Genomic DNA, 12,604 nt, shown 5'->3' on the forward strand with positions numbered 1-12,604 from the left:
CAGGCCGACCTGCTCGCCGGGAATGGTCGTCGTCTGCGCCTGCGCGGTCGAGACGGCCAGGAGGCCCGTGACGGCGGCGAGGCCTGCGACGATCGCGGTGCGTAACGACATGATGGATCTCAAGGTTGGAAGCTCGTGGGCGGCGGCGCGAATCATCGCGGCGGCGGTTGCCCGTTCTGTCTAACCGAGAATGATCGTCTTGCACGCCACGATGAACTCTGTTGAGCACGGTTAATCGCACCCGTTGCATTCACAGCACACGCGAACCCGTTCTTAATGGTTCGTTAACCTGGGGCCGTCGCGCGATGTGCAGGTTGTTGCAGTGCGTGATCTCGCGCGTCGCAACCCACGACGCCGTCTTCGGCCGTGACGCCCCCGATGCCGACCATCTCTACGGTGCGTCTGCGCCAGCCTCGCCGGCGCGCAGCCGATCGGCGACCAGGGCCTGCAGGGTCCACAGGTGCCGGTCGCGGATGCCGAGCGCCTCGCAGGCCTCGACCGTGCGGAACAGGTATTCGGCGCTCGGCCCGAGGTGCCCGCAGGCGGTCGCGATCCGGTCGGCGATCTCGGGCTCGGTGAGGCGGCCGGAATAGCGGTCGCTGTCGCGGTTCACCAGGAAGGTCAGCGCCGAGACGGTGCCGGCCTCCGTCGCCACCGGCAGCCAGCGCGCGACGTAGCCGCGCCCGCGCATCTCGCGGCGCCACACCGGCATCAGCGTCTCGCGCAGGTCGGTGCCGGGCAGCCGGAACGCAACGCCGCGGCAGGCGCCGCCACGGTCGAGCGCCAGAACGAAGCCGGGCCGCTCGGGGGTGCCGCGGAACCGACGCTGCAGCAGGCAGAACCGGCGGTGGAAGCCGCGCACCGTGCCGATCCGGCTCTCGGCGAAATCGAATTCCGGGCGCCACATCAGCGAGCCGTAGGCGAACACCCAGAGGTCGCCGCCGCCGGCGCGCTGCGCGATGATCGCGTCGAGGGCGGGCTTCAGCTCCTCGTCGGTCATCACCTGCAGGGCCGCGGCGTCGTCCGGCACCGGCACCGCGTGGGCCCGGGCGATGAGGTCGAGGGAGAGGGCGAGCGGCGCGTTTCGCATCGGTCCGGGGGAGCAAGGACGGGGCCGGGACAACCCGGCTCGGCCCCCGATGGTGCCGGACTAGGTCCCGGACTTGGTGTTCGACAGCGTGTCCAGCTCCGCGAACGGCTCGGTGCGGTGGCCCTGGCAGACCTCGTCGTCGTCGATCGCCGTCAGCGTGTCGGCCGCCTTGTCCTGGCGGACCACGACCTTCGGGCGCTCGCCCTTGCCGAAGCTGCGACCCTTCATGTGGCTCGACACGCAGTACAGCGTGCGCCCCCCATCCTCGAACGGCCCCGCGATGCGGCTCGACTCGAACCGCACCGGCAGCAGCGAGACCGATCCGAACGCCACCTGCCGAAGGGCGAGCGCGGCGATGCGCTCGCGGACGGGTTTCGCCGACGCGGTCGCGGGGGCGGGCGCCTCGCCGCGCGCCATGCAGCCGGAGAGCGCGAGGGCGACGGCGAGCGTGGCGGCGGCCGCCCGGAGCGGTCGGTCATCGAACGCCGCCGGTCGCTTCCCTCCCCCCTCTGCGGGGGAGGGTGAGCCTCGCGTCAGCGAGGGTCGGGAGAGGGGAGCGCCGTATCCGGAAACGTCGCTCCCCTCTCCCGACTTAGCTCGCGGCCCACCCTCCCCCGCAAAGGGGGGAGGGGGCGCGGCGTGGCGGCCTTGACGGAGCGTGCATAGGCGCAAGCGCCGGAAGGCGGTTTCGGTATTCGATATCCGCAGAAGCACCCCGACCTCCCCACGCCAAGCCTCATTCGATGCTACCGCGGCTTTCAGTCCTAGCAAACGCGAACTCTCACGCCGCGCACGGAAATCCCCTAAGGTGGGGCCATGCAATGGACCGATGACGCGCTGGTGCTCGGCGTGCGCAGGCAGGGCGAGACCGGCGTGGTGCTCGAGGCGATGACCCGCGCGCACGGGCGCCATCTCGGGCTGGTCCACGGCGGGCGCTCGCGCCGGATGCAGCCGGTGCTGCAGCCCGGGAACCTCGTGCGCGCCACCTGGCGTTCGCGGCTCGACGAGGGCCTCGGGGCGTTCGCGGTCGAGCCGCTGGATTCGGCGCTGTCGCGTCTGATCGGATCCGGCCTCGCGCTCTACGGCGTCGGCCACCTCGCGGCGCTGCTGCGGCTGCTGCCCGAGCGCGATCCGCATCCCGATCTGTTCGAGGCGGCCCGCGTGCTGATCGCGCACCTGCACGACCGCACGGTGGCGCCGGTGCTGATGGTCCGGTTCGAGCTGGCGATCCTGACCGAACTCGGCTTCGGGCTCGATCTCGGCGCCTGCGCCGCCACCGGCGGCAACGACGCCCTGATCTACGTCTCGCCGAAGAGCGGGCGCGCGGTCAGCGCCTCGGCGGGCGAGCCCTATCGCGACCGCCTGCTGGCGCTGCCGGCCTTCCTGCGCGACGGCGGGCGCCTGGAGGGGCCGGACGACGTGCGGAATGGCTTTACCTTGACCGGCTACTTCCTCACGCAGCACATCTGGGGTCCGCGGGCACTGCCGACCCCTGAGGACCGCACACGATTCGTCGCGGCCGGCCTGGATGCCGAGCGCTGATGTTCGTGTTATGTTCCACGTGAAACGTATGAGAACGGAGCCGTGATGGGCCAGCCCTTCGAGCCGCCGACCGGGGACGGCATCGAGAGCGTGGAGCTGAAGTCCGCGCTGGAGGAGCGCTACCTCGCCTACGCGCTCTCCACGATCATGCACCGGGCGCTGCCCGATGCCCGCGACGGGCTGAAGCCGGTGCACCGCCGCATCCTCTACGGCATGAGGCTGCTGCGGCTCGACCCGAACACGGCGCACAAGAAGTGCGCCAAGATCGTCGGCGACGTGATGGGCGACTTCCACCCGCACGGCGACCAGGCGATCTACGACGCGCTGGTGCGGCTGAGCCAGGACTTCGCGCAGCGCTACCCGCTGGTCGACGGGCAGGGCAACTTCGGCAACATCGACGGCGACGGCCCCGCCGCCTACCGCTACACCGAGGCGCGGCTGACCGAAGTCGCACGGCTGATCCTCGACGGGTTCGACGAGGACACGGTCGACTTCCGCCCGTCCTACAACGGCGAGAAGGACGAGCCGTCGGTCCTGCCGGCGGCCTTCCCGAACCTCTTGGCCAACGGCAGCCAGGGCATCGCGGTCGGCATGGCGACGTCGATCCCGCCGCACAACGCGGCGGAGCTGTGCGACGCGGCGCTCTACCTGATCGCCAACCCGGCCGCGACCTCGGCCCAGCTCGTCAGCTTCGTGCAGGGGCCGGACTTCCCCACCGGCGGCATCCTGATCGATTCGGCCGAATCGATCGCCGAGGCCTACCGCACCGGGCGGGGCGCCTTCCGCGTGCGCGCCCGCTGGACCAAGGAGGATCTGGGCCGCGGCACCTGGAACATCGTCGTCACCGAGATCCCCTACGGCATCCCGAAGGCGCGGCTGATCGAGAAGCTCGCCGAGCTGCTGCAGGAGAAGAAGCTGCCGCTGCTCGCCGACGTGCGCGACGAGTCGGCCGAGGACGTGCGCGTGGTGCTGGAACCACGCTCGCGCAGCGTCGACCCGGTGATCCTGATGGAATCGCTGTTCCGGCTGACGGAACTCGAAGCCCGCATCCCGCTCAACATGAACGTGCTGGTCGGCGGCCTCGTGCCCCGGGTGATCGGGCTCGCCGAGGCGTTGCGCGAATGGCTCGACCACCGCCGCGTCGTGCTGCAGCGGCGCTCGCGCAACCGCCTCGGGCAGATCGAGCGCCGGCTCGAGATCCTGAACGGCCTGCTCATCGTCTACCTCGACCTCGACGCGGTGATCCGCATCATCCGCGAGGAGGACGAGCCGAAGGCGGCGCTGATGGCGCATTTCGGGCTCACCGAAGTGCAGGCCAACGCGATCCTCGACACGCGGCTGCGGAGCTTGCGCAAGCTCGAGGAGATGGAGCTGAAGCGCGAGCTCGACACGCTGACGAAGGAGAAGGACGGGCTGGAGGCGCTGCTCGGCTCGGACGCCGCGCAGTGGAAGTCGATCACCCAGCAGGTCCGCCAGGTGAAGAAGACCTTCGGGCCCGACACCAAGCTCGGCGCGCGCCGCACGACTCTGCAGAACCCGCCCGACACCGCCGGCATCGACTTCACCGCGGCGATGGTCGAGCGCGAGCCGATCACCGTCATCGTCTCCGACAAGGGCTGGATCCGGGCGCTGAAGGGCCACGTCGCCGACCTGTCCGGCGTCGCGTTCAAGGGCGACGACCGGATCAAGATCGCCTTCCCGAGCGAGACCACCGCCAAGATCCTGGTGCTGGCCTCGAACGGCAAGGTCTTCACCCTCGACGCCTCGAAGCTGCCGGGCGGACGCGGCTTCGGCGACCCCATCCGCCTGATGGTCGACCTCGACGACGGCACCGAGATCGTCGCGGCCTTGCCCTACCGCCCGGAGACCCGCCTGCTGATCGCGGGCTCGGACGGGCGCGGCTTCCTCGCGCCGGCGGACGCGCTGGTCGCCAACACCCGCAAGGGCAAGGGCATCCTGAGCCTCGACGGCGACGCCAAGGCAGTGGTGCTGGTGCCGGCCGAGGGCGACCACGTCGCGGTGACGAGCTCCGACAAGCTGCTGCTGGTCTTCCCGATCACAGAGCTGACCGAGCTCGTCCGCGGCAAGGGCGTGCGCCTGCAGCGCTGCCGCCAATCGAGCCTGGTCGACGCCTGCGTCTTCCCCCTCGCCGAGGGCCTGCCCTGGCGCGACGGTTCACCCGAGGGCCGCCTCGCCCAGCACAGCGTGCTGGAGAAGTGGACGGGCCACCGCACGGATGCCGGGACGCTGATGACGCGGAGTTTCCCGAAGTTCGAGCGGTTCGGGAAGTAGGGCGAAACATCGGATGCCGCTCGGCGGCGGCTTTCCCTGACCGGCCACGTCCATCCCCTCGCCCCGCTGGCGGGGAGAGGGCTTCGGCGACCTCGTCGTCGCCGAAGCGAGGCGGCAGCCGAAGGTGAGGGGGGGCCGAAGCAGCCTCGTCCTGAGCCGCCCCCTCACCGTCGCTCCGGCTACGCCTCTCGCCTCCCGGCTGCACGACGGGGTGCAGCCGGGCCTCTCCCCGCGCGCGGGGAGAGGGGAACCCGCGGCTCAAGCCTTCACCGGTTCGACCCCTTCTCGAGCGAGCAATGCGCGCTTGCGGTCGATGCCCCAGCGGTAGCCGGAAAGGGCGCCGTCGGCGCGGACCACCCGGTGGCAGGGGATCGCGACCGCGAGCGCGTTGGCGCCGCAGGCGCGGGCGACCGCCCGCACCGCCGCCGGCGTGCCGATGCGCGCCGCGATCTCGGCATAGCTCGCGGTGGTCCCCGCCGGGATGGTTCGCAACGCCTCCCAGACCCGCTGCTGGAAGGCGGTGCCGCCGATGTCCAGGGGCAGGGAGACCGGGCGGGACGGTGTTTCGACCAGGCCGACCACCTGCGCGACCAGCGCCGCGAAGCCCTCATCGCCGCCCGCGAGCGCCGCGTTCGGGAAGCGGTCTTCCAGGTCGCGCAGCAACGCGTCCGGTTCGTCGCCGAGCAGGATCGCGCAGACGCCGCGGGTCGTCGCCGCGACGAGGACCGCGCCGAGGCTGCACGCCGCGACCGCGAAGCGGATCGTCTCGCCGGCTCCACCCTTGCGGTAGGCGGCCGGCGTCATGCCGAGGCGTGCCCCGGCGTAGAACCGGCTCGCGGCGCCGTAGCCCGCCTCGTACAGGGCTTCCGTGACGCTGGCCGCGCCTGGCAAGGCTTTGGCGACACGCTCGGCGCGACGGGCCGAACCGTAGGCCCGCGGCGTGACGCCGATGGCCGCCTTGAACAAGCGGTGGAAGTGGAACGGACTCATCCCGGCGGCGTGGGCGAGGTCGTCGAGGGTGGGCGCGGTCTCGGACTCGTCGATCAGACGGCAGGCGCGGGCGACGGCCTCCGCGCGGCGGGTCTCGCGCGACGCCTCGTCAGGCCGGCAGCGCCGGCACGGGCGGAAACCCGCCGCCTCGGCTGCCTCGCAGGTGGCGTGGAAGGCGACGTTTCGGGGAAGCGCCGCGCGCGACGGGCAGCTCGGGCGGCAATACACGCCAGTGCTGCGCACGGAGTAGACGAAGCGGCCGTCGAACGCGCCGTCGCGGGCGGCCACCGCGGCATGGCGAGCGGCATCCGACAGGTCTGCGGGGGACACGGTTCCCAACGTCGGCATCGCGACCTCTCGGGTGGTGGGTGCCGGATCGGCCCCCTGTGCGTCCCTCGGAATGGCGCGTCTCGGTGTTCCCGGCATCCCGTCCCTTGCTCTCGAATCCCGCGGCGGCATCCGCCACCCAGAGATGCATCGCCGCGTAGGCGCGATAGGGTCGCCACGCCTCCGCCCGCCGAAGAAGCTCGGCAGGATCCGGGCGCCCGGCGCCGACATCGAGCGCCCGCATCAGGCCGACGTCGCCGCCGGGTAGGGCGTCCGCCGCGCGTAGGACGCGCATGGCGATGAACCGCGCCGCCCACGGCCCGATGCCGTGGATCGCGGTGAGGCGGCGGACCGCTATGGCGAGGTCCTGTCCCGGCGCGAACAGGTCCGGCTCGGCGAGGCTGGATTCGGCGAGCGCCCGGATCGCGGCGCGCCGCGCGCGTGGCATGTCGAGCATCTTCGCGACATCCGCCGCGGCGACGGCCTCCGGGGTGGGGAACAGATGGCTCAGCCCCAGGCCGGCGGCCGACCCGAACGGCATCCCGCCTTCGTCGGCGTTCCGGCCGGCGAAGTCGTGGCGCGTCGGCGTCATCCGCGACGCGGATCAGCCGGCCGCCCGCCGCAGCGGCTCGGCGTCGCGACCGGGCAGCCAGCGCGCGATGGTGTCGTAGAGGACCGCGCGGTCGAACGGCTTGCCGACGTGGTCGTCCATGCCGGCCTCGCGGAACTGGCGCACCTCGGCGGGCAGGACGTTGGCGGTCATCGCGATCACCGGCACGTTCGCGCAAGCGCCCTTCAGGCGGCGGATCATCCGCGTCGCGGTGATGCCGTCCATGCCCGGCATCTGGACGTCCATCATTACGAGGTCGAAGGCGCCGTCCTCCACCGCCATCACGGCGGTGGCGCCGTCGGCGACCACCTCGACGGTGTGGCCGGCGGCCTCGAGCACAAGGCGCGCAAGCTCCTGGTTGATCTCGACGTCCTCGACGAGGAGGATGCGCCCGGTCGCCTGGGGCGCGGCGACGGGCTGCGCGGCGATGGCGGCGGCGACGTCGGCGGCGCGGGGAAGCGTCACCGTGAACCAGAAGGTCGAGCCCTCGCCGTCGTCGGAGGCCACGCCGATCGTGCCGCCCATCAGCTCGACGAGGCGGCGGCTGATCGCGAGGCCGAGCCCGGTCCCGCCGAAGTCGCGGCCGACCGAGTTGTCCACCTGCGAGAAGCGTTCGAACAGCCGGTGCTGCTTGGCCAGCGGGATGCCGATGCCGGTGTCGGTCACGCTGAAGCGGACGGTCTCGCCTGCATCCGTGGTGCCGGCATGGCGCACCGCCAGGGTGACGCTGCCGCGCCGCGTGAACTTCACCGCGTTGTTGAGGAGGTTGAGCAGGATCTGGCGCAGGCGCGCCTCGTCGCCCAAAAGGCTCCGCGGCAGGTCGGGATCGATCCGGGCGATCACGGACAGGCCCTTGGCGGCGGCCAGCCCCCGCACGATCGAGAGCCCGTTGTCGGCGAGCGCCGCCGGAGCGAAGGCGCGGTGTTCCAGGTCGATCGCCCCCGCCTCGACCTTCGAGAAGTCGAGGATGTCGTTGACGACGGTCAGCAGGGCCGAACCCGAGGAGCGCGCCAGCTCGGCGTGGCGCCGCAGGTCCGGCGCCAGCCGCTCGGCGCGGGCCAGCAGGTCGGTGAAGCCGATCACCGCGTTCAGCGGCGTGCGGATCTCGTGGGACATCGCGGCGAGGAAGTCGGTCTTGGCCAGGCTCGCGCGCTCGGCCTCCAGGCGCGCCGCCTCGGCTGCGGTCTTGGCCGCCTGCAACGCCAGCTCGGCGTTCTTCCGCTCGGTGGCGTCGAGGTTGAGGCCGATCACCCGCACGGCGCGGCCCGATGGATCGTAGTAGGCGCGACCGAAGCATTGCAGCCAGCGCACGACGCCGTCCTCGCCCGCGACCCGGACCTCGGTGACGAAGGTGCGGCGCGACGTGATCGCCTGCGAGGCGACCGAGAAGGCGTTCTCCCGGTCCTCCTCCACCACCAGGGCCTTCCATGCCTCGATCGACAGGTGCAGGGGTTGCGTCGTCGACACACCGTGCAGCCGCGCGCTCTCGGGCGAGAGCATGACGGTGCCGGCCACGAGGTCGAGATCCCACGAGCCGGCCTCGGCCGCGTCCTGGGCCAGCCGCAGCAGGTCGCTGGTCTCCTCCAGGGAACGCCGCGCCGCGATGATCTCGTCGATGTCCAATGCCGTGCCGAGCCAGCCGACGACCGCACCCGCCTCGCGGATCGGCATCATCACGATCTTGTGCCAGCGGTAGGCGCCGTCGTGCCGGCGCAGACGGCCCTCGACCTCGTGGCCGCGCTCCTCTCGAATGGCGGCGGCGCAGGCCGCGTCCATGCGCGCGGCGTCGTCCGGGTGGTTGGCGGCGCGCCTCTCCGCCAAGCCGGTGCCGATCGAACCGTAATACGCCTCGAAGCGCTGGTTGACGTAGGCCGCCCGGCCGTCCTCGGCCCGCATGATCCAGACGAGCTGCGGCAGCGTGTCGGCGAGCGCCCGGTAGCGCGCCTCGCTCGCTCGCAGGGCGTCCTCGGCCTGGTGGCGCGCATCGATGTCGCGCACCGAGGCGACGAAGCCGGCCGGCTGCCCGGCGGCGTCGCGCACGAGGCGCCACGAGTCCTCGACCCAGAGGTAGGCGCCGTCGCTCCGGCGCAGGCGATAGCTCGCGACCGCGGTCTCGGCCTCGCCCCGCGAGAGGCGGCCGACCATGGCGGTGAGGGTCGCCACGTCGTCCGGGTGGGCGTCGTCCTCGGGACGGGTGCCGACCATGTCCTGCGGCGACCGGCCGAGCAGGGCGTGCGAGGCCGGCGACGCGTAGATCCGCCGGCCGTCGCGATCGACCTGGACGATCATGTCGCTGGCGTTGTCGGCGAGCAGCCGGTAGCGCGCCTCGCTGCGGGCGATCGCCTCCTCGGCGCGGCGCAGGTGGGTGATGTCGCGCACGCTGACGAAGACGCGGGCGACGCTGGTGCCGCCGGCCTCGCGCAGGGGCACGAGGATCACCTCGAAGCGATGGGTTCCGTCGCCGTGGACCCGTTCCTCCGCGCGCCGCAACGGTTCGCCGGAGCGGATGACGCCCTCGATGTCGGCCCGCACGATCGCCGCGGTCCCGGGCGGCATCACGTCCTCGGGGACCTTGCCGCGGACCTCCTCGGGCAAGCGCCCGATCAACGCCGCGGCGCTCGGGTTCAGGGTTTCGAGGGCGAAGCTGCCGTCGGCCGCGACGGCGTGGACGAACAGGTGGTCGGTGGCGTTCTCGAACACGCCGCGGAACAGGGTCTCGGCTTGGCCGAGCGCACGGTGGGTCTCGACCAGCAGCCTTTCGCGCCGGCGCCGGCGTTCGAGTTCGCTGAGCAGAAAGAGGCATCCGAGCAGGATGACCGCGCTCGCGGCCACGCCGACCGCCAGCGCGTTGCGCCGCTCGGTGACGAGCGGCGCGAGCACCACGTCCACCGACTTGCCGACCGTGACGACGAGCGGCAGGTTCTCTGTGGTGCGATAGCCGAAGATCCGCGGGCGCCCGTCGAGGCCGCTCGCGATCTCGTAGACTCCCGCGGGTGCGTCCGCGAGCCTCGCGAACAGGCCCCTGCCGTCCGGGCGCAGCGTCAGGTCGCGCTCGTACATGCCGGCCATCGCCGGCTCGCGGATGCGGACGTAGCCGTCGCGCCCGAACAACCCGACGACGGAATCCGCGCCGACATCGAGCGCCTTGAAGCGGCGGGCGAGGTAGTCCGGGTCGACGGCCACCATCAGGACGCCGCCGAAGCTGCCGTCGGGGCGGGTCAGGCGGCGGGCGAGGTTGAACGTGAACGTGTCCATCAGCCGGCCGCGGATCGTGCGCCCGACATAGAGGCCGGCATCGGGGTTGTCCGCCAGCGCCCGGAAGTAGGGCCGGTCCGCCACGTTGGTCTTGCTGAGGGCGGAGGGCACCGCGTCGCGGGTGGCCACGAGGTCGCCGTTCTCGTCGAAGATCGCGATCTGGCGCGCGCTCTCGGCGAGCATCGTCGCGCGCTTCGACCAGGTGGCGAAGTCGAAGGCCTTGGGGTCGTCGGCGTAGTCGGCCTCGATCAGGCGCATCACCTGGTCGACGCCCTCGATCAGGCGCGACACCTGCTCGGCGAGCGCGATCGACAGGTTCAGCACATCGCGCCGCGCCTGGACCACCTCGCCCGCGCGGCGCTGGTCGAGGTGGAACAGCAGGCCGAGCCAGACGAGGGCGAGGAACACGAGGCCGCCGGCGGCCACCAGCGCCTGCGGCAGGCGCCCGGCGAGGCGGCTCGGCGACGGATCGGCCGCCCGGCGTCCCGTCATCTCAGACGTTCCCAACATCATTTCGCCCGTTCCGAGGCCTGGTCCGCGGAACCGTGGCATACCGATCGTGACGAAACTGAATACGCGGCGCGCGGTCTCAGTGCGTCTGCGCGGCGTCTTCCAGCGCGCGCACGGTCTCGTCGCGGAGCGCGCGGATCTCGGCGAGCGCCGGCGCGAGGTCGCCGCCGCCCTTGGCCTGCGCCTCGAGGGTGCGGCAGGCGTCGGAGAGCCGCTCGCACCCGAGCATGCCGGACATCGAGATCAGGGTGTGCGCTTCGCGCGCGACCGAACCGGGCTCGCGGCTGTCCTTCGGGAAGGCGGTGCGCAAGCTGTCGGTGAAACGGACGAGCAGCCGCTGAAGCTTCTCGGCGCCGATCACGCCGCCGAGGTCGTCGAGGACCGGGCGGCTGAGCAGGGGCAGTGTCACGGGCGCGCTCCGGGCGTCTCGGCGTTCAGGCGTCGTCTTCGCGGGCGACGCGCGCTTTACGTCGGCGCAGAGGGTGAAGTTTCCCTCACCGATCCATCGCAGGCGTCGCGGGCGCAATCCGTCAGAGCAACGTACCGCGCAGGATCAGCAGCGCCACCGAGAAATAGATCACCAGGCCGGTCACATCGACCAACGTGGCCACGAAGGGCGCCGAGGCGGTCGCCGGATCGAACCCGAGCCGCTGCAGCAGGAACGGCAGCATCGAACCCGAGAGGGAGCCGAAGGTGACGATGCCGACCAGCGCCCCGCCGACGGTGGCCGCCACCAGCGGCCAGTGCTCGCCGTAATCGTACAGGCCGGTCTTCTGCCAGATCGCGATGCGGACGACGGCGATCACGCCGAGGATGGCGCCGAGCACGAGGCCGGTGGGCAACTCCCGCAAGGCCACCCGCCACCAGTCGCGCAAGGAGATCTGATGCAGGGCCAGCGCCCGGATCAGCAGCGAGGTCGCCTGGCTGCCGGAATTGCCGCCCGAGCTCATGATGAGCGGGATGAACAGCGTCAGGACGATCGCCTTCTCCAGCTCGCCCTCGAAGCCCTGCATGGCGGAGGCCGTCAGCATCTCCGACAGGAACAGGGCGCAGAGCCAGCCGGCGCGCTTCCGGATCATCGTCATGAAGCCGATGTCCATGTAGGGCTCGGGCAGAGCCTCCATGCCGCCGAAGCGTTGCACGTCCTGGGTCTGCTTCTCGACCATGGCGTCGATCATGTCGTCGACGGTGACGATGCCGATCAGATGGCCGACGGCGTCGACCACCGGCAGGGCGAGGAGGTCGTATTTCGAGATCAGCCGGGCCGCCTCCTCGCGGCTCGCCGTCGGCGACACCGCGAGCGGCCGCCGGCCGGCGGCGACCGAGAGCACGTTGTCGTCGGGGTTGCCCGAGATCAGCCGGCGCAGAGGCACGGCCTTGGTCAGCGCCCGGGTGCGCGGGTCGAGCACGAAGATCGCGTAGATGGTCTCGCGAGTCTTCTCGACGCTGCGGACGTGGTCGAGGGTCTGCGCCACCGTCCAGGTGCCGGGCACGGTGACGAACTCGGTGGTCATCAGCGATCCGACCGTCTCCTCGCCGTAGGCGCTGAGCCGGTCCACGGCGCCGCGGGTCTCGGCGTCGAGGCGCGCCCGCAGGTCCGAGCGCCCGGGCTCCTCGATCTCGCGGAACACGTCGGTGACCCGGTCTGCCGACATGCCCGACAGGAAGGTCGCCACCCGGTCGCGCGGGAGCATCTCGATGATGTCGGCGGCGTCGTCGAGCTCGGGCTGATCGAGCACCTCGATCGCCCGGTCGTGCGGCAGGCCGAGCAGGATCGCGGCTGCGACCTCGGGGGCCTCGGCGTTCAGCGCCTCGACGATGTCGGGCGCGCGCTCGTCCGAGAGGCGGGCGGCCAGGACGGAGGGGTCGACGCGCGGATCGATCGGCGCGACCGCGTCCGGGACCGGCGGACGGGAAACCTGTTGAACCATGGGCCTCGCCTCGCGGGCTCGGCGGCGCGCCCTACGGCACCGGCCGCGACCGGCGGC

At 71.9% G+C, this 12,604-nt stretch carries 8 protein-coding genes; 2 read left to right on the forward strand and 6 right to left on the reverse strand.

The features are described from left to right. Positions 1-391 precede the first annotated feature (391 nt). The gene (locus tag MFF13_RS16065) at positions 392-1,090 is read right to left on the reverse strand and encodes a gamma-glutamylcyclotransferase (RefSeq protein ID WP_147764042.1); all 699 of its coding nucleotides are present in this window, start codon (positions 1,088-1,090) and stop codon (positions 392-394) included. A gap of 60 nt (positions 1,091-1,150) precedes the next feature. Next, positions 1,151-1,507, reverse strand: coding sequence for a hypothetical protein (locus MFF13_RS16070; protein ID WP_147764062.1), 357 nt, complete (start codon positions 1,505-1,507; stop codon positions 1,151-1,153). Between the two features lie 399 nt (positions 1,508-1,906). Between MFF13_RS16070 and recO the strand changes: the two genes are divergently transcribed. Both recO and parC read left to right on the forward strand, forming a co-directional pair. After that, positions 1,907-2,632, forward strand: coding sequence for a DNA repair protein RecO (recO, locus tag MFF13_RS16075; protein WP_147764043.1), 726 nt, complete (start codon positions 1,907-1,909; stop codon positions 2,630-2,632). A gap of 45 nt (positions 2,633-2,677) precedes the next feature. Next, positions 2,678-4,924, forward strand: coding sequence for a DNA topoisomerase IV subunit A (gene parC / locus MFF13_RS16080; RefSeq protein WP_147764044.1), 2,247 nt, complete (start codon positions 2,678-2,680; stop codon positions 4,922-4,924). Positions 4,925-5,182: 258 nt separating this feature from the next. Here the strand turns inward: parC and ada are convergent, their stop codons facing one another. The 4 genes from ada to mgtE all read right to left on the reverse strand — a co-directional run bounded on the left by ada (position 5,183) and on the right by mgtE (position 12,547). Further along, positions 5,183-6,262, reverse strand: coding sequence for a bifunctional DNA-binding transcriptional regulator/O6-methylguanine-DNA methyltransferase Ada (gene ada, locus MFF13_RS16085; protein WP_238272524.1), 1,080 nt, complete (start codon positions 6,260-6,262; stop codon positions 5,183-5,185). A 583-nt stretch (positions 6,263-6,845) separates the two neighbouring features. Next, positions 6,846-10,598 carry a PAS domain S-box protein gene (locus MFF13_RS16095; RefSeq protein WP_238272525.1) on the reverse strand — a complete coding sequence of 1,251 codons (3,753 nt, stop codon included), beginning with the start codon at positions 10,596-10,598 and terminating at the stop codon, positions 6,846-6,848. A 97-nt stretch (positions 10,599-10,695) separates the two neighbouring features. Then, positions 10,696-11,025 carry an Hpt domain-containing protein gene (locus tag MFF13_RS16100; RefSeq protein WP_147764047.1) on the reverse strand — a complete coding sequence of 110 codons (330 nt, stop codon included), beginning with the start codon at positions 11,023-11,025 and terminating at the stop codon, positions 10,696-10,698. A gap of 121 nt (positions 11,026-11,146) precedes the next feature. Next, positions 11,147-12,547: a magnesium transporter gene (gene mgtE, locus MFF13_RS16105; protein ID WP_147751684.1), complete on the reverse strand. Its 1,401-nt coding sequence runs from the start codon at positions 12,545-12,547 to the stop codon at positions 11,147-11,149. Positions 12,548-12,604: the final 57 nt, after the last annotated feature.

It is taken from the genome of Methylobacterium cerastii, from assembly GCF_022179125.1.
Taxonomy (GTDB): Bacteria; Pseudomonadota; Alphaproteobacteria; order Rhizobiales; family Beijerinckiaceae; genus Methylobacterium; species Methylobacterium cerastii.

Bases quoted from the DNA above. Each gene is read 5' to 3' on its own strand.
- mgtE (WP_147751684.1), bottom strand. From the start codon at position 12,547: ATGGTTCAACAGGTTTCCCGTCCGCCGGTCCCGGACGCGGTCGCGCCG.
- MFF13_RS16070 (WP_147764062.1), bottom strand. From the start codon at position 1,507: ATGGCGCGCGGCGAGGCGCCCGCCCCCGCGACCGCGTCGGCGAAACCC.
- MFF13_RS16065 (WP_147764042.1), bottom strand. From the start codon at position 1,090: ATGCGAAACGCGCCGCTCGCCCTCTCCCTCGACCTCATCGCCCGGGCC.
- MFF13_RS16095 (WP_238272525.1), bottom strand. From the start codon at position 10,598: ATGACGGGACGCCGGGCGGCCGATCCGTCGCCGAGCCGCCTCGCCGGG.
- parC (WP_147764044.1), top strand. From the start codon at position 2,678: ATGGGCCAGCCCTTCGAGCCGCCGACCGGGGACGGCATCGAGAGCGTG.
- recO (WP_147764043.1), top strand. From the start codon at position 1,907: ATGCAATGGACCGATGACGCGCTGGTGCTCGGCGTGCGCAGGCAGGGC.
- ada (WP_238272524.1), bottom strand. From the start codon at position 6,262: ATGCCGACGTTGGGAACCGTGTCCCCCGCAGACCTGTCGGATGCCGCT.